The sequence below is a fragment of the Streptococcus suis genome (genome assembly GCF_019856455.1).
GTDB lineage: Bacteria > Bacillota > Bacilli > Lactobacillales > Streptococcaceae > Streptococcus > Streptococcus suis_AE.
Genome location: NZ_CP082205.1, coordinates 523,062 through 539,612, shown reverse-complemented (window position 1 = coordinate 539,612; position 16,551 = coordinate 523,062). Strand labels below are relative to the sequence as shown.

At 42.5% G+C, this 16,551-nt stretch carries 16 protein-coding genes; all 16 read right to left on the bottom strand.

Annotation, left to right across the window (positions count from 1 at the left end):
* Positions 1 to 253: 253 nt before the first annotated feature.
* A complete protein-coding gene (gene der, locus K6969_RS02725; RefSeq protein ID WP_029174423.1) occupies positions 254 to 1,564 on the bottom strand; it encodes a ribosome biogenesis GTPase Der in 1,311 nt (436 codons plus the stop codon).
* A gap of 126 nt (positions 1,565 to 1,690) precedes the next feature.
* Positions 1,691 to 2,404 carry an NADPH-dependent oxidoreductase gene (locus K6969_RS02720; RefSeq protein ID WP_321537461.1) on the bottom strand — a complete coding sequence of 238 codons (714 nt, stop codon included), beginning with the start codon at positions 2,402 to 2,404 and terminating at the stop codon, positions 1,691 to 1,693.
* Entirely contained in the window at positions 2,401 to 3,300 is a 900-nt protein-coding gene (dnaI, locus tag K6969_RS02715) for a primosomal protein DnaI (protein ID WP_044760154.1), read from the bottom strand. Before dnaI ends, K6969_RS02720 begins: the two co-directional genes overlap by 4 nt.
* Positions 3,300 to 4,451 carry a replication initiation/membrane attachment protein gene (locus K6969_RS02710; RefSeq protein WP_171942867.1) on the bottom strand — a complete coding sequence of 384 codons (1,152 nt, stop codon included), beginning with the start codon at positions 4,449 to 4,451 and terminating at the stop codon, positions 3,300 to 3,302. The genes dnaI and K6969_RS02710 overlap by 1 nt, the downstream gene beginning before the upstream one ends.
* Positions 4,438 to 4,929 (bottom strand): transcriptional regulator NrdR, encoded by a 492-nt coding sequence (nrdR, locus tag K6969_RS02705; protein ID WP_024417739.1) that lies wholly within the window; start codon positions 4,927 to 4,929, stop codon positions 4,438 to 4,440. The genes K6969_RS02710 and nrdR overlap by 14 nt, the downstream gene beginning before the upstream one ends.
* 71 nt (positions 4,930 to 5,000) lie before the next feature.
* A complete protein-coding gene (locus tag K6969_RS02700) occupies positions 5,001 to 6,131 on the bottom strand; it encodes an AI-2E family transporter (protein ID WP_171942866.1) in 1,131 nt (376 codons plus the stop codon).
* Positions 6,132 to 6,600: 469 nt separating this feature from the next.
* On the bottom strand, positions 6,601 to 7,290 hold the full coding sequence (locus K6969_RS02695) for a DNA-binding response regulator (protein WP_012027645.1): 690 nt from the start codon (positions 7,288 to 7,290) through the stop codon (positions 6,601 to 6,603).
* An 81-nt stretch (positions 7,291 to 7,371) separates the two neighbouring features.
* Positions 7,372 to 8,799, bottom strand: a complete 1,428-nt coding sequence (gene gndA, locus K6969_RS02690; protein ID WP_171942911.1) for an NADP-dependent phosphogluconate dehydrogenase — start codon at positions 8,797 to 8,799, stop codon at positions 7,372 to 7,374.
* Positions 8,800 to 8,886: 87 nt separating this feature from the next.
* Complete coding sequence (locus K6969_RS02685; RefSeq protein ID WP_029175279.1) at positions 8,887 to 9,426, bottom strand: YceD family protein; 540 nt, start codon at positions 9,424 to 9,426, stop codon at positions 8,887 to 8,889.
* Positions 9,427 to 9,435: 9 nt separating this feature from the next.
* A complete protein-coding gene (gene trxB / locus K6969_RS02680) occupies positions 9,436 to 10,353 on the bottom strand; it encodes a thioredoxin-disulfide reductase (RefSeq protein WP_171942910.1) in 918 nt (305 codons plus the stop codon).
* A 13-nt stretch (positions 10,354 to 10,366) separates the two neighbouring features.
* A complete protein-coding gene (locus K6969_RS02675; RefSeq protein WP_029174430.1) occupies positions 10,367 to 10,603 on the bottom strand; it encodes a DUF4059 family protein in 237 nt (78 codons plus the stop codon).
* Positions 10,604 to 10,620: 17 nt separating this feature from the next.
* Positions 10,621 to 11,964: a DEAD/DEAH box helicase gene (locus K6969_RS02670; protein ID WP_029174431.1), complete on the bottom strand. Its 1,344-nt coding sequence runs from the start codon at positions 11,962 to 11,964 to the stop codon at positions 10,621 to 10,623.
* A gap of 79 nt (positions 11,965 to 12,043) precedes the next feature.
* Positions 12,044 to 12,877, bottom strand: a complete 834-nt coding sequence (locus K6969_RS02665) for a hypothetical protein (RefSeq protein WP_012027651.1) — start codon at positions 12,875 to 12,877, stop codon at positions 12,044 to 12,046.
* Positions 12,878 to 12,970: 93 nt separating this feature from the next.
* On the bottom strand, positions 12,971 to 13,969 hold the full coding sequence (mraY, locus tag K6969_RS02660) for a phospho-N-acetylmuramoyl-pentapeptide-transferase (RefSeq protein ID WP_002937990.1): 999 nt from the start codon (positions 13,967 to 13,969) through the stop codon (positions 12,971 to 12,973).
* A 1-nt stretch (position 13,970) separates the two neighbouring features.
* Entirely contained in the window at positions 13,971 to 16,220 is a 2,250-nt protein-coding gene (gene pbp2X, locus K6969_RS02655) for a penicillin-binding protein PBP2X (protein WP_171942909.1), read from the bottom strand.
* Positions 16,220 to 16,543 (bottom strand): cell division protein FtsL, encoded by a 324-nt coding sequence (gene ftsL / locus K6969_RS02650; protein ID WP_002937992.1) that lies wholly within the window; start codon positions 16,541 to 16,543, stop codon positions 16,220 to 16,222. Before ftsL ends, pbp2X begins: the two co-directional genes overlap by 1 nt.
* Positions 16,544 to 16,551 lie beyond the last annotated feature (8 nt).

The window sequence follows — 16,551 nt, the reverse complement described above, 5'->3', positions numbered from 1 at the left end:
AAGAGTTCGTCAACAAGTCCTTATTTCTAGTTGTTGAGCTGAAATAGTCTATCCCCAGACTGTTTCACTTCCACCCCCGCACAGCTCAAAAGGTTCAGTGAACCTTTTGAGGTTGGAAATAGAGCGAACTTTGTTCGCAACAGTCGTAATGGTCAGATTTGGAGTGTAAAACACGAACAAATCTACCAATCAACCACTGCGCTGAGATGTTGACCCGAACTCTGAGAAGCGTGGCTGGACTTTTTGCCCAGCCTTACTTCCGTTTCCGTGCAATCAGATGAATCGGTGTCCCTTCAAATACAAAGGCTTTTCGGATTTGATTTTCCAAGAAACGCATGTAAGAGAAGTGCATGAGCTCTTCTTCGTTGACAAAGACCACAAATGTCGGTGGCTTGGTTGCAACCTGGGTCGCATAGAAAATCTTGAGACGTTTGCCCTTGTCGGTCGGCGTCGGATTGATGGCAATTGCGTCCATGATAACATCGTTGAGAACAGCCGATGGAATACGGGTATTCTGGCTCTCACTGATAGCCTTAATCATCTCAGGCAACTTATGCAAGCGTTGCTTGGTCAAGGCTGACACAAAGATAATCGGTGCGTAAGACAAGTATTGGAATTGGTCACGGATATCGTCTTCCCACTGCTTCATGGTATGGTTGTCTTTTTCAAGCGTATCCCACTTGTTGACCACGATAATCATTCCCTTACCAGCTTCATGGGCAAAGCCTGCAATACGTTTATCGTACTCACGAATGCCTTCTTCTGCATTGATAACCATCAATATGACATCCGAGCGTTCAATGGCACGCATGGCACGCATAACAGAGTATTTCTCGGTATTTTCATAGACCTTACCAGACTTGCGCATCCCTGCAGTATCAATCATGGTAAATTCTTGACCTTCTGGGTCTGTAAAGTGTGTATCAATCGCATCACGAGTCGTTCCGGCAACAGACGACGCAATCACGCGCTCTTCACCCAAAATAGCGTTAATCAAACTGGATTTACCAACGTTTGGACGACCAATCAAGCTGAACTTGATAATATCTGGATTTTCTTCTACTTCCTGAGCTGGTAGGTTTTCAATGATAGCGTCCAAGACATCCCCTGTTCCGATACCGTGTACAGAAGATACTGGATAAGGATCTCCAAGACCAAGTGAATAGAAATCGTAGATGTCGTTCCGCATTTCAGGGTTATCGACTTTATTGACAACCAAAATAACTGGTTTGTTTGTCTTATAAAGGATACGCGATACATACTCGTCAGCATCCGTCACACCTTCTTTGCCTGATACGACAAAGACAATGACATCTGCTTCGTCCATAGCAATCTCAGCCTGGTGCTTGATTTGTTCCATGAAAGGTGCATCCACATCATCGATACCACCTGTATCAATCAAGGAAAACTTACGGTTGAGCCACTCACCAGTAGCATAAATACGGTCGCGGGTCACACCTTCCACGTCTTCTACGATAGAAATACGTTCCCCCGCAATACGGTTAAATAGTGTTGATTTACCAACGTTGGGACGGCCAACGATGGCGATAGTTGGTAGAGCCATAGCTCCTCCTCTTCTAATATAGTCGTTTTCGTTTATCTTTTATTACGTCGTTAACTCGCTTTGCCGTACTCCAGTACTGTCTGCAGCTCGTTGCCTAGTACTAAAAGCAAACAAAAAGACTATAACTTACAATAGTTTATTTTTTTCTAATACAGCCCTCGTTTCAGGCTGCTCTGGCTGACCAAACTGGGCAACCATACGCTCGGACCAGGTTTCTGTCTGACGGGCACCTGCATAGGCTGTCTGAACTTGGTCGTAGGCTTGGATTACTTCCACGCCTTGCTCCACATATTCTTCCTGAAAGACAATGGCTTCGCTTTCCAAACGTGGTTTAACAGGATGGTTTTGAGCTGGTCGACCCAGGGCAATACAGAAAATGGGATAGGTATAATCTGGCAAGTTGAACAGCTCTGCTATTGCCAAGGCCTTATGGCGAATCATACCGATAAAGACCCCACCATAACCCAGGCTTTCAGCTGCTAAAAGGGCGTTTTGCCCTGCTAGGCTCGCATCAACAGAAGAAATCAGGAGATTCTCTGTTCCTTTGGCATCAAAGTCCGTCCCATGAAGCTGGGCCGCCTTGCTGGCACAGTTGTGGTCGCCCACAAAAACCAGAATAGCCTGAGCCTGTAAAATAGCTGGCTGAGGCACCAGGTCATAGAGAGCCTGTTTTTTCTCCTCCGACTGCACCACAATGATGGAATAAGACTGGAAATTATTCCAGCTAGACGCAGCTCGCCCAGCTGAAATAATAGCTTGCAAATGTTCCGCCTCAATTGGCTCTTCCGTAAAACGACGGACGGAAGTATGGTTCAGCATCAAATCAATGGTTTCATTCATCGGCGGTTATTTCCTTTCAAGTGCAAATCACGAGCCAGATAGCGAATACGCTCCATAACCCGTTTGGCCTGCCAGGTTTCATCACCAGACTTACCAGAGGCGAAATGACGCTCCAAATCATCAAAGGAGAAATTGGAGGTAAAGAAGGTCGGCAGATTTTCCTGCATGCGGTATTGAAGAATGACCTGCAGTACATCGTCGCGCACCCACGGACTATGTTGCTCCGCTCCGATGTCATCTAGCACCAAGACCTGAGCCATCTTGATTTCATCAATTCGCTCCTTGACAGAACCATCTTTGATGGCATTTTTTATATCTACCACAAAGGTTGGATAATGGAGCATGGTGGTTGATTGAAGATGGGTCTTGGACAAAAGATTGGCTAAATAAGCCATCAAATAACTTTTTCCAATACCGAAATTGCCATAGATGTAGAGGCCTTTTGGTTTTTCCTCAAATCGTTTGACAAAATCTGCAATAGCCAGCATGACTTCCACACGATTTTCATCACTCTTATCAATATCCGCCACTGTTACATTCTTCAAACTCGCCGGCATATTGATAAGCTGGATACGGTTCTTGATAGCTTCCAAACGACGGTATTCGACCAATTCTTCTGTCTCAAGATAAGAAACATCCGCATAGCCCTCATTCATGACTAAAACCGGTTGATAGCCTTTTGCAATATAAGTCTCATCCTGCTTGACAAAGAGATCGCGCTGACTGATATATTCCAAAAACTTGGAAATGGAGAGTGTGATTTCCTGCTGGGTCAAACCTTCTTTTTTGATAAAAGCAGCGACTTCAGGATCACTCACTATCTCCTGATAGAGTTGCTGATAAGATTTTGGACTTGGATTGGTTGTTTGCGACAACCTGTCTTGAACTGATTTCATCAGCTACCTCCTTTGTTTTCCATTTCTTCTAATTCACGATAAAGAGCCGCCAGCTTGGCTTGGCCTTCCTGCGTTTGTCCTTGCTGAACCTCTTCCTTACTCCACTCAGGCACATTGCTTTTCTGTGGCTGGCTCGACTTGGTAACAACTTGACCTGCCTTCAACTCTCTTAGGTAAAGAACAGCTGCCTCTGCACTGCCAATTCCCTTGTAGGAAAAATCATTGCCCAGCTTCATAGCGTATTTTTCATTGAGATTGGCTGAATCCACCTTGTTAAAGGTATAGAGGACCAAGACATTGATAACTTCGTCAAGCAGACCCAAATTGGCCAAATCCGTCAAGCATTTTCGTTCTGTTGCGGTCACTGCTGCCTTCCGTTTCTCCTTGATAAAGGACAGGAAGGTTAGGCTGGATTTTGATTTCGCTTCACGAACAATAGCTTGTTCTTGGGCAGTGAGGTTGGTGCTTTCTGTTGGCAATGACTGACGTGACTGCTGCAAGCGTTTGGTCGAGATCGTCTGTCCAATAGCTGTTGCTTTAGCCTGCCGATAGGTTTCCAACCAGGTCCACCCTGCCTGCTCTGCTATGTAACTAAGCGCAATAATATCCTCAGCTTCATCCTGAAAAAGAAGCTTATCTTTAGCCATTAATGCCTTGAAGGCAGACCAGTCAAAATCATGTTTCGGTTCAAAAACAACTGGAACCTGCCCATCCATGGTAAAGACCTGAGAAAATGTTTTTGAGATATTCTGTTCCTGATTGGGTAGGTGAACAAGTAGCTTCTCCATGCTTGACTCCCCAATCTTCCTTGCCAACAAGTTCTTATACAAGGGTTTCGCTAGAAAACTTTTTACGGTCAGAGGGGCTTGTAGCGCCAAACCTGTTAATTCATCTGCACGATAGAGTTCTAGGAGTCCCATAGCAGTCAGAACATCCAGAGCCTTCTCCAAACGATTCATCCCAAAATCCATATGATTGAGAATGACAGTCCATTTGTAACGTCCTTGCCCTTGATCGGCAAAACTATAAAAGTAATAATAAAGCGCTAATGCATCAAAACCGATAATCGGCTGGTAGCATTGGCTAAGACTGACAATATCAGGTGTAAACGGGCTGATTTTTATATAGGCAAATAAATCATTTGGTTTCATCTTTTTTTCCCAGTTTTACCTTACTTCCTTTGGAAATCATCTGCTTAAGCAAATTTTCTAGCTCTCCAACATCTTTGAAAGAACGATAAACCGATGCAAAACGCACATAGGTGATTTCATCCAATTCGACCAATTCTTCCATTACCAAATTCCCAATGACATCGGATTCTATTTCACTATCACCTTGTGCTCGAACCTTCTGTTCAATCCGATTCACCACTTCATCAATATCATCGGTTGACACAGGGCGCTTTTGAGCAGAACGAATAATCCCATTGAAAATCTTTTCACGTGAAAACTGCTCTCTAGTTCCGTCTTTTTTCACAACGACTAGAGTTTTCTCTTCAATCCGTTCATAGGTGGTAAAACGTTGACCACATTGGTCGCAGGAACGACGACGACGGATGGTATTGCCATCTTCAGCCTGACGACTATCAATGACACTTGATTTCAAACTCTGACATTTTGGACAACGCATACTCTTTCTCCTACATAAACTTTATCACTTCAGTATAGCATAAAAATGACAAAAATAAAAGAAAGCGAGAATTACTCACTTTCTACCAATAATTCATCCTGCTTTTTCAATCGACTGGCAACCCATTCACGAACCAAGCGATAGACAACCGCAAAAATTGGGGTAAAGAAGACCATACCAAGTAGGCCAAACAAGTTACCACCAATCAAGACTGCTGCTAGGGTAAAGAGAGTCGGAAGACCAACTGATTGACCAACCACGCGCGGGTAAATCACATTCCCTTCAATCAACTGAAGAATCTGGAAGAGTACGATAGACCAGAGTGCCAAGAGCGGATTTTGTACCGCCACAAAGAGAGCACTAATCAAACACGCTGAAAAGGGACCGATATAAGGTACAAACGATAGGACCCCAGCTAAAATACCAGCCATGCTGGCATAAGGAATTCCTGAGAGCGAATAACTAACAAAGACAAGTGTCCCAATGATACACGCCTCAACAATCTGACTCATCAAGAATCGGTCATAGGTATCAACAATAACTTCTCCAATATAGTTCACTACTCTGACAGCCTTCTCCGGCAAGGTAGCCTGCAAGAACTTTCTCGTCATCGCCTGCAAGTGTTCCTTGCTCCCTAAAATCGCTAGAGTGAAGAAGAAAGCCATTATCAACGTCATAGTGTTCGAAAAAATCCCCGTCACATTGGACACCAAACCAGATAAAATCGGTGTGACCAAACTTGAAATAAGTGTTAAATTCTTCAACTGATTCAAAAAGCTGGCTACCTGGTCTCCGATTCGTCCCGACAAAAGACCATTTGATTCAAGAAAATTAGTTAGGGCATTTACCGATTTTGGAATGGCTGTGCTGCTAACCGAAACCAGTTCTGAAACAGTCGTCACCAATGTAGGAAGAACAATCACCACCAGTCCTGTCACAATTAAAGCAAATCCAATTAATACTCCAACGATTGCCAAAGACCGCTTGGATTTCTTTAAAAAAGAAATTTTTTCAAACTGATCTTCTAATTTTTTCATGGGAACATTAAGGATGAAGGCAAAAATAGCTCCAATAAAAAGCGAATTCATACTACCTAATAATTGTTGAATAGCCCCATAAATACTAGACCAGTTGAGAACAGCTAACAATGTCGCTCCAGATAAGAGTATCAATATGACTTTTTCTTTAAATGATGTATTCATAACTTTTCCATTCTTACTTATTGGCTATTATTTTATCACACGCTTATAGAAAAAGAAAGAGGAGCTGGACAAAAAGACCAACCTCTCTTTTCAAAGTTCATGTCAACATCTCAGCGCAGTGGTTGATTGGGTTTAACAGTCCAGTGGACTGTTAAAGGTTGGAGATAAGATTTGCGAAGCAAATCTCAGAAATTCGCGTTTCACACTCAAAATCTGACCTCTACGACTGATGCGAACAGAGTTCGCTTCATCTCCAACCTCAAACTATCTCCCAGACAGTTTTGTAGCGAACTTTGTTCGCTCTATTTCCAACTTCCAACTGTCCCCCAGACAGTTGGAACTATGCGGGGTGGGAGTGAAACAGTCTGGGAATAGACTGTTTCAGCTCGACAACTAGAAATAAAGACTTGTTGACGAACTCATTTTTGAAAAATAGAGTTCTTTCTCACTCCCTCCTCTCTACTCTAAATCAATCGCGCATGGCATATCCGACACCACGAACTGTTTTTATATATGAATCTTGATGTGGCAAATCCAGTTTACCACGTAGATAGCGAATATATACATCGACGACATTGGTCTCAGAAGCCGCTTCATATTTCCAAACACGCTCAAGAAGTTGTTCTCGACTAACAGGCTCTGGGCTATTCATTAAGGTCGCCAACAGATCATACTCTCGGCGGGTCAAATTAATCAATTCATCACCTCGAGTCACTGTTCGATTTTGAAAATCAACCTTCAAATCACGATAGGCCGCATGCATGTGAACCTGTTTACAATTATTGTCAATAAAATCACGACCACGAAAAATCGCAGAGATTTGCTCCACTAAATCACTGATGACAAAGGGCTTCACTACGTAGGAAACAGCATAAGAGAGGACTTCTTCCCCATATTGACTAACTTCTGTCGGCTCAACTACCACAATCATGACCGTGGCTGGTTTTATCGCTAATAGTTCTGTAGCCAATTCCTTGCTGGACATGTCTGAAAGCTGAAAACTCATCAGAATCAAGTCAAAATCCGTTTCATGTGCCAAGGACATAGCCTCTTTCCCTGTCGATGCATAATCAACAAGATAGTCTTTTTTCTGCAATTCCATGGAAACAAAATGCGAGAGATTGCGTTCTTTACCAGCAATCAAAATTTTCTTAGCCATTGTCCATCCTTTTCTATTCTTTCAAATGGTGTAGGAATCGTATTATGACTAGAAAGAAGGGCGCTTCCACGCCCATCTTTTCTATTTTGATTCGCTATACCAGTCGTAATGGAAGATTCCTTCTTTATCTTTACGGTTATAAGTGTGAGCACCAAAGTAGTCACGTTGTGCTTGAATCAAGTTCGCTGGCAAGTTTTCAGCACGGTAGCTATCGAAGTAGGTAATAGCTGCTGAGAATGTTGGTACAGGAACTCCTGCTTGAACTGCCAAGGTAACAACATCACGAACTGCCTGTTGATACTTAGCTGTTACATCAAGGAAGTACTCATCCAAGAGCAAGTTTGCCAAGTCTTCGTCACGTCCGTAGGCATCCGTAATCTTTTGCAAGAAGCGAGCGCGGATGATACAACCTGCACGCCAGATTTTTGCGATTTCACCAAATGGCAAGTTCCAGTTGTTTTCTTTTGATGCTACGCGCAACTGTGCAAAACCTTGTGCATAAGACATGATTTTTGAGAAGTACAATGCTTGACGGATTTTTTCTACCAATTCAGCCTTGTCGCCTTCGTATGCAAACGGAGCTGGTTTTGGAAGGACCTTGCTTGCTGCCACACGCTCATCTTTGTAAGTTGAGATATAACGAGCAAATACAGATTCTGTAATCAATGACAATGGCACACCCAAGTCAAGTGATGATTGACTTGTCCATTTACCAGTTCCCTTGTTACCAGCCGCATCCAAAATGTAATCAACGATTGGTCCATCTTGACCTTGATCGTCTTTACGTTTCAAAATATCTGCTGTGATTTCAATCAAGTAGCTATCCAATTCGCCTTTGTTCCACTCAGTGAAAATGTCAGCCATTTCATCCACTGACAAACCGAGTAAGTGTTGCATGAGGTCATAAGACTCCGCAATCAATTGCATATCACCATACTCGATACCGTTGTGTACCATTTTTACATAGTGACCAGCACCATCTGGACCGATATAAGTCACACATGGTGCTCCATCTTCTGGCGCTTTTGCTGAAATTTCTTCCAAGACATCTGCTACCAATTCGTAGGCTTCTTTTTGACCACCAGGCATGATAGATGGACCTTCAAGAGCTCCTTTTTCACCACCAGATACACCTGTACCGATGAAGTTAATGCCGGAGTTTGCCAATTCTTTAGAACGACGGATGGTATCTTCATAGAAAGTATTCCCACCATCAATCAAGATGTCACCTTCATCCAAGTGTGGTAAGAGTGCTTGAATGGTTGCATCTGTACCAGGACCAGCTTGAACCATAAGCATGATGCGACGTGGTTTTTCGATAGATGCCACAAAGCTTTCCACATCGTAACTTGGTACCAAGTTTTTACCTGGGTTGCTTGCAACAACATCTTCTGTTTTATCAGCAGAGCGGTTGTAAATAGCTACTGAACAGCCACGTGATTCAACGTTAAGCGCAAGGTTGCGGCCCATAACGGCCATTCCTACAACACCAAAATTTGCTTTAGTCATTTGTTTACTCCTCTAATTTGTATCCCTTTCATTATACACCGAAAGGGGAAAGTTGACAAGAATTTTCAGATAATTTAACTATCCAAACTATTCTTCACTATCAAACAAGCCCTGCAATTGAGCAAAAGGACTATTGGCCTCTTTTTTCTCTTGAGCTTTTTGTTGAAAATCTTCTTCAGTCATTAAAGCCCAAGCTTGACCAGATGGTAGTTCCTGTCCAGCTTCTTCTTCAGGTGTCAAGACTTTGATTGGTATAGCCAGTAAAATATTGTCTGCTACACTCTCATCAAGGACAATGTGGTCATCTTCTACTACCAGTACCATATCCTCATCAATCAAATCTTGTTCTTTAAGAACTGCTTCATTGGCAACAAAAAGTTCATTGACGTTTTGGACCTCATGCAAAACAACTGGTTTCAGAGAACGACTGGATGCCAAGGTAATATCATAAGTCATCTGATAGTCCAAGAAAAAGAAACCTGATTCAAAGCGGATATTTCCAGTGACTTGGACTGGCGACAAGCCTAGAACTTCACCATTTCGAGCTTGCAATTCTTCCTGTAAATCCAAGGTTTTATCAAAGGAGATTCCATCTGGATTTTTCTGAATATCGTAAATATGAAACATTGTATTCCCCTATTCAGCTAGTTCTGTGATGTAGTTATAGACTTCTTGTCCAGCAACTGCACCATTTCCTACTGCCGTTGCAATCTGACGAAGTTGATTTTGACGAATATCACCGATGGCATAGATGCCTGATTGAGTCGTCTCCATCTTTTCATTAGTGATAACCCAACCAGCTTCGTCCGTAATCCCCAAATCGACAACCGAATCCGTCATCGGATCCAAACCGACATAGATAAAGACACCACCGAAGTCCAGTTCGCTGACTTCCTCTGTTTTCACATTTTTGATAACCACGCTTTGTACACGTAAGTCATCACCCTTGATTTCTTCGACTACACTATCCCAGATGAAGTTAATTTTTTCATTGGCAAAAGCGCGGTCTTGGATGACTTTTTGAGCACGAAGCTGATCACGGCGGTGAACAATTGTCACAGACTCCGCAAATTGTGTTAAGAAGAGAGCTTCTTCGACGGCTGAATCTCCACCACCGACAACCAAGAGTTTTTGTCCACGGAAGAAGGCACCGTCACAGACTGCACAATATGAGACACCACGGCTATTGTAAGTATCCTCACCTGGAATACCTAACAAACGGTGTTTTGCACCCATGGCTAGAACGACTGTCTTTGTCTCCAAAACACCATCCTCAGTAATCACTTTCTTAATTTGTCCTTCTTCCTCAATACGGACTAGGGTGCCAAAAATATGGTCCACACCGAATTTTTCCAAGGGTTCAAACATTTTTTCAGCCAAGGCTGGACCTGAAATATGGTCATAGCCTGGATAGTTTTCAATTTCCGAAGTATTATTCATCTGACCACCATAAATACCACGTTCCAAAAGAGCTACCTTTAAATTGCTACGCCCTGCATAAAGAGCTGCAGTCATCCCCGCAGGACCCGCACCAATTACAACTGTATCGTACATATACTTTTTCCTTCTACGCTTTAAACATTAATAAGATTCCCACTACTCCAAAGGCTGCAATGGGGATTGTCATCACATTAATCATCAACAAATCAAACAAGAAATCAAACAAGAAATCTTGTCGTTCTTGCAAGGTTTTATCCACACCCTTTGTCGCACGCCAGATAAACCAGACCAGACTAGAAGTGATAATCAACAAGGAAGCTATTAGCAATCCTTGTAAATAAAAACTTAGAATGTTTTGTAACATCTTTTTCCTCGATTACTTTAAAAGGTTTGACGCTTGGCTTTACGTTCTGCACGACCCTTTGCACGCGCTTCAACTCGCTTGGTCTTGCGACGTTTTTCATCAACAGCCCATTGTATTTTCTTCTTGTAGCCTGGTTTGACTTTTTTCTTTTTCTTCTTGACCAAGCCAATCATTTCCAAATCTAGTTTTTCACGAGATTTTTCACGGTTAGCACGGCGGTCACGGTCGTAGGTATCGACAAATTCGCCATTTTTCATTTCTTTTGGCAAGAATTTGATATTGAGTTTTTCTAGCTCTCGAATATCTGCATCATCGCTTGGCTGATAAAGGGTAATGGCAATACCTGATAAACCATTACGACCTGTGCGCCCCACACGGTGAACAAAGAAGGAAAGGTCTTGTGGAATAGTATCATTGATGACATGACTGACGCCCTCAATATCAATCCCACGTGCTGCTAAATCAGTTGCAACAATGTACTGATAGTCCAAGTTTTTCACCTGGTTCATCATCCGCTTGCGCTCACGTGGAGGAATATCCCCATGAATCTTTGCGACACGAAGACCGTTCGCAGTCAAATAGCTATGCAATTCATCTGCACGTGTCTTTGTATTGACAAAAATCATGGCCAAGTAAGGTTGCATGAGCTTGGTTACTTCCAAGATTTGAGCATTACGGTCACGCCCCTTGGTTGAAATCAGCCAGTTTTCAATGGTATCTGAAATGACCGTATGGGTCTTGATTTGTTCCATGACTGGATTGGACAAGTATTTTTTCAAAAACGGTTGGAGTTTCTGCGGAATGGTCGCTGAAAAGACCATAAATTGCAAGTCTTTTGGCAGGCTACCAGCAATCTTATCAACTGTTTCTAAAAAGCCCATGTCCAAGGTCATATCTGCCTCATCCACCACAAAGGTTTTTGCTTTATGGATAGCAAGGTCACCTGATTTGACCAAATCATAGATACGCCCTGGTGTCCCAACAACAATGTGAGGCTGACTAGCTTGAAGCTTGTCAATTTGACGGTTCTTATCCGTACCGCCAACATAATTGGTCACACGAACCTCGATGTCCGAATGACTAGCCAACTGGCGTGCCGCTTGATAAATCTGAGTAGCCAGTTCACGAGATGGGGCTGTAATAACAGCCTGAACTTGGTCCAATTCCTCATTTAATTTTTGGAAAATCGGGATCAAGAAGGTATGGGTCTTACCCGAACCTGTTTTTGATTCCCCTATCAAGTCTCGCCCTGACAAAACAACTGGAATCAATTTCTCCTGAACTTCTGTCGGTTGGACAAAGTTAATTTCTTTCAAAGCCTCCTGAATATAAGGCTTGAGTTTCATATCTGTAAATTTCATAGTTCCCTCTTTAGTTGTACTGCCCTCTATTATAGCACGATTTAGGTGGACAAGCAAAAAGGACGGATACCCGTCCTAATCAACTCTCACTTGCTTCAGTAAATTCTGCCTCAATAATTCCAAGTTCCTTCTCTTCTTCCAAACTTGCTTTAAAGGCCTCAGTGAGTTCTAATTCGCCATCAAAATCACCATTTATTTTTTTCACAAATGTGTCTGCCAACATCCCTCCCATGGGCTGGAAGGTAAAATAGGTCAAACCTCCTGAAATTAGACCACCCAAAATAGGAACTGCATTGGCAATCGTCTTTTCAACAGTCTTTTTGGTAATTTTCACACCAATCACTGCGGCTACCTTTTTCACCAAGGGATACCAAGTTGTCTTGGTCAAAGCCTGCATAGCTACTTTTTTACCGATATTAGCTCCGACTGTCTTGGATACTTTATTGAGAAGAACTGCTGAACCACCTGCTCCAAACATGACACCAATGTAGGCAATAATGCGGATTTGAACCTCTTCTGAAATTTCCTTCCCTTCACCAACAAATAATTCATCTTCACCAAAAAGATAAGCGATTTGTTGCGACAAATTCAAGGCAAAACCAAAATACTGAGCTATATCAGCAGTACCTGCCGCCACCGCTGTAAATGGATTCCCCGGTAAACCAGCTGCGAAAGAAATCAAAGATGTTTTCGTAGTCATATCATTAATGATTTTTTCAGCTTCTTTACGCAAAGCTTTTGTAGTGAAGACCGCCGTTGGTCCATCCGCAATAATTTTATCTAGATAGGGACTATCTTTAAAACGAGTCTTCAAAAATTCTTCCCGATTGACTTTAACCATAGGAAGTTGACTAGCAGCTGTCATGGTTTGAATAACCACTCCATATAACTGTTCTTGATTGAATTGTTCCATTTTTATCCTCCACCAATTCTCTCTCTATTTTACCCCCCCCCCCGACTATATTTGTCAAGGTAAAAAAACAGCATTTCTGCTGTTTCTGACATTTTATAGATAAAGAATAGCTAGGGTAATCAAGCTCATGATGAGACCGACTGACCAGAGGAAAAAATCAACTTTCCACTCGCTCCATTTTTCAGCTTTTCCGGTCAAACCTCCAAGCTCCAAATGGTGATGAAAAGGAGTCATACGGAAGATACGACGACCTTCTCCAAAGCGTTTTTTGGTGTATTTAAAATATGAAACTTGCAACATAACAGAGGATGTTTCAATGACATAGACCAGGCCGATAAGGAGGAGGGTCCATTCCTGACGGAGAGCAATTGAAATAGTTGCCAACATACCACCGAGAGCCAAACTTCCCACATCCCCCATGAAAATCTTCGCTGGTTTACGGTTATAAACAAAGAAACCGAGCAAGCCACCAATCATGGTCACACAAACTAGAAGAATATCAAATTTTTGCTCATTGAAGGCGATGACAGAGTAAGCTAGAAGACTGATAACAACTGAGATAGAAGCCAATCCATCAATACCATCTGTCAAATTAACTGCATTTGAAAAACCGACCAGCCAGAACAGAACAAATGGGAAATAGAGAACTCCCAAATGTACCATGTGACCAAATACATTCAATTCTCCGCCACCTGCTCCTCTTACGTGGACAAAGTAGAAGACAATCCCTCCTAAAATTTGTAGAGCAAGCTTTTGTTTAGGATTAAGACCTTCATTTATTTTACGGAAAATTTTTAAAAAGTCATCCAAAAATCCTACTACACCATAAAGGGCAAGGATGAAGAGGATGGCAAGGACACCACCCGTCAACAGTTGAAAGGCCGTTGCAAACAACAAGCTGACAAGTATCGCAACAACGAGAAAAACTGTTCCCCCCATTGTTGGTGTACCTGCCTTAAACTGATGTTGTTTCACATCTTCGTGCATCTGTTGCCCCTCGATGCGTTTGGCTTGATAAAATGTAATAAATCGTGGGATTAAGAGAACGGTTGCTAGAAAAGCTACCAATCCCGACATAAGTGCGAATTGCATGTTAGTCTCCTAAGGTTATTGTTATTTTCTCGGTTTTATTCAAAGCGGTACCAACCTCTACACTTTGGTCGACTACTTTTGAACCCGTTCCTTTATAGGTCACTTCAATACCAGTCCATTCAGCAAATATATCCATATTCTCTTTGGTGATTGCGTACAAGTCTGGCATTTCTTCGAATTTATTTGTCAGGAGTAGAACCTGTTGGTTGGCGATTACGTTACTTCCTTTTTCGACTGAAACTTTTTTAATTTCAGCACCGTTTCCAAGGATAACTGGTTGAACTAATTGACGGCGAAGTTCCTCAGCCGACTCGCCTGGTGCCTTACCAATGAGGTCTGGCAATTGATACTCTGTCTCATTAGCAACCCGGGTCAATGCTGGTGCAGGTGAATCCAGATTCAAATTGTCTTTCAACAGCATCGCTTCTTTCAGTGTAGGACTGACAATGTCACGCCAAGACAGGACATTTAATACTTCCGGTTGGCGAATGGTCACATACATGATAAATTCTGGGTCCTCAGCAGGGATCATGGCTACTACAGAGTTGGTATAGGCGCCTTTAATGTACCCTTGACCATCTTCGCTGGCAATTTCCGCCGAACCTGATTTGACTGCAATATCATAGCCGTCAACCTGAATTGCAGGCCCCTGTAAATCATGTGAGTAGAGTGTGCCATAAACAGGGTCAGTACCGACATTAATCATATAGCGAAGTGTATCGTCGGCAGCTTGTTCAGAAACTGGATTTCCCACTTCTTCTTTCGAAGAAACTCTAGCTGTATCTGTATTAGGATTATAAAGAGCTGAGATAAATTTAGGCTCTAGCATAATACCGTTATTCGCAATGGATGTAAAACTACGAAGCATCTGTGCTTGGTTTGCAGAAATTCCCTGACCAAACGTTGACATGGCGATAGAAACGATGTTATCCTCTGGTACCATTCCTGGCGCCTCGTCCCCCATACCAAAACGCGTTGGGTAGCCAAAGCGGAATTTAGCGAGGTAATTTAGCCATTTTTCATCTCCCATCTGTTGCTGCAATAAGGTCATCCCAACGTTACTGGATAGGGAGAAGCCTTGCGCATAATTGAGAGTCACAGCTGAATAACCTGCATTGAGGGTCCAGTCATTGATTTTCGCGTCTGCAATAACGTACTCATTATTGGTATAATATGCATTTGGATCAAAGGTTCCATTATCGATAGCTGACGCTACTGTTAGCACCTTCATTGTTGAACCAGGCTCAAAGGCCTCTTGATATAAGAGTGACCGCTCTAGTAGGCCTTCTTGTCCCAGACCTTCTTTGGTATCTGAATCATAGCTTGGCCTTTGGGTCGTCGCCAGTATTTCACCCGTCTTGGCTGAAACCAAAGTTGCATTCGCATATCGCCCTTTGGCGTTATCAAAGAAGGTATTCATATTGGTTTCAAGAGAACGTTGCAGATCGGCTGAAATTGTCGTATAGACATCCTGCCCGTTTACTGTCTCCGTTTCAACCTTTTCTGTCCCAGGTAGGACACGGCCTTGACTATCTTTCTCGTAGATAACCTTTCCGTCTTGACCAGCTAGAATATCATTCAGATAATATTCCAAACCACTCACACCCTGTAAGCTATAACTACCATCCTTGTTTTCAACCGGATTAGCTAACCCGACAAAAATTGAAGCAAAATTTCCATTCGGATACATCCGTCCTGGACTAGCGTCAAAGGCAATCCCTTCAATACCTGCCGCCTTCATCTCTTCTTGGATTGATGACATTGTACTATAGGAGATATTCTTACCTAAGGTCCCAAAGTACACCTGCTTCAGTTTCGGTTGATTCAGCTGCTCCATAACATAATCTGTCTCCATTCCGAGATGCTTTTTAAAGATTTCTGCTACTTTGCTGAACTGAGAAGACTGCACATACAAAACTTTTTTCAGTTCTGACACATATTCTGTGTCAATGATTGCATAGACTGTATAGGTCGTTGAATCTTCTGCAATAGGAATTCCTGTACGGTCGTATATCGTCCCCCGTTTAGCTTGAACGGTAACTTCACGCTGGTGTACCGCATCAGCTCTCTCTGACAAGTCCACCCCAAATTTACTATCAGTGCCGATAATATAGGCAAAGTTGATTAAAAAGAGAAAAAAGACGAAAACCGTCAAAAGAAGTAGGCTCTGTCCTACTCTTCGACGATTTTTTGACGGAATATATCGTTTTTTCAAGACATACCGCAAGAGTTTATTATTTCTTCTGGGCATTATTCGGCTACTCCAATATTGTCATTATTAAAAGTTAATCCAGCTTTTTCAGCAATTTCCATCAAGCGAGCTGAACGTGTCAATTCATTGACAGCTTGCTTTGCATCGTTAATTTCAATCTGTTTTTGACTAATATCTTGATTGACTTTGGCCATGCCAGATTGAAGTTGCAAAAGCCGCGTTTGCATAAAGATAATTCCTATCGCAAGGGCTAATCCAGATAATACGATGCTTGAATAGAAGGCTTTTTCTACACGTGTGAAGGTTCTAATTTTATCACCGATAACCCGCATAGTGGCTTCTCTACGTTTTTCTTGCAACATAGACTCTC

What these genes read in the sequence shown, in the direction of transcription:
- K6969_RS02675 (WP_029174430.1), bottom strand. Translation starts at nt 10,603, where the DNA reads ATGTTACAAAACATTCTAAGTTTTTATTTACAAGGATTGCTAATAGCT.
- dnaI (WP_044760154.1), bottom strand. Translation starts at nt 3,300, where the DNA reads ATGAAATCAGTTCAAGACAGGTTGTCGCAAACAACCAATCCAAGTCCA.
- K6969_RS02695 (WP_012027645.1), bottom strand. Translation starts at nt 7,290, where the DNA reads ATGGCTAAGAAAATTTTGATTGCTGGTAAAGAACGCAATCTCTCGCAT.
- pbp2X (WP_171942909.1), bottom strand. Translation starts at nt 16,220, where the DNA reads ATGCCCAGAAGAAATAATAAACTCTTGCGGTATGTCTTGAAAAAACGA.
- K6969_RS02670 (WP_029174431.1), bottom strand. Translation starts at nt 11,964, where the DNA reads ATGAAATTTACAGATATGAAACTCAAGCCTTATATTCAGGAGGCTTTG.
- nrdR (WP_024417739.1), bottom strand. Translation starts at nt 4,929, where the DNA reads ATGCGTTGTCCAAAATGTCAGAGTTTGAAATCAAGTGTCATTGATAGT.
- K6969_RS02685 (WP_029175279.1), bottom strand. Translation starts at nt 9,426, where the DNA reads ATGTTTCATATTTACGATATTCAGAAAAATCCAGATGGAATCTCCTTT.
- trxB (WP_171942910.1), bottom strand. Translation starts at nt 10,353, where the DNA reads ATGTACGATACAGTTGTAATTGGTGCGGGTCCTGCGGGGATGACTGCA.
- K6969_RS02665 (WP_012027651.1), bottom strand. Translation starts at nt 12,877, where the DNA reads ATGGAACAATTCAATCAAGAACAGTTATATGGAGTGGTTATTCAAACC.
- K6969_RS02720 (WP_321537461.1), bottom strand. Translation starts at nt 2,404, where the DNA reads ATGAATGAAACCATTGATTTGATGCTGAACCATACTTCCGTCCGTCGT.
- gndA (WP_171942911.1), bottom strand. Translation starts at nt 8,799, where the DNA reads ATGACTAAAGCAAATTTTGGTGTTGTAGGAATGGCCGTTATGGGCCGC.
- der (WP_029174423.1), bottom strand. Translation starts at nt 1,564, where the DNA reads ATGGCTCTACCAACTATCGCCATCGTTGGCCGTCCCAACGTTGGTAAA.
- ftsL (WP_002937992.1), bottom strand. Translation starts at nt 16,543, where the DNA reads ATGTTGCAAGAAAAACGTAGAGAAGCCACTATGCGGGTTATCGGTGAT.
- K6969_RS02700 (WP_171942866.1), bottom strand. Translation starts at nt 6,131, where the DNA reads ATGAATACATCATTTAAAGAAAAAGTCATATTGATACTCTTATCTGGA.
- mraY (WP_002937990.1), bottom strand. Translation starts at nt 13,969, where the DNA reads ATGCAATTCGCACTTATGTCGGGATTGGTAGCTTTTCTAGCAACCGTT.
- K6969_RS02710 (WP_171942867.1), bottom strand. Translation starts at nt 4,451, where the DNA reads ATGAAACCAAATGATTTATTTGCCTATATAAAAATCAGCCCGTTTACA.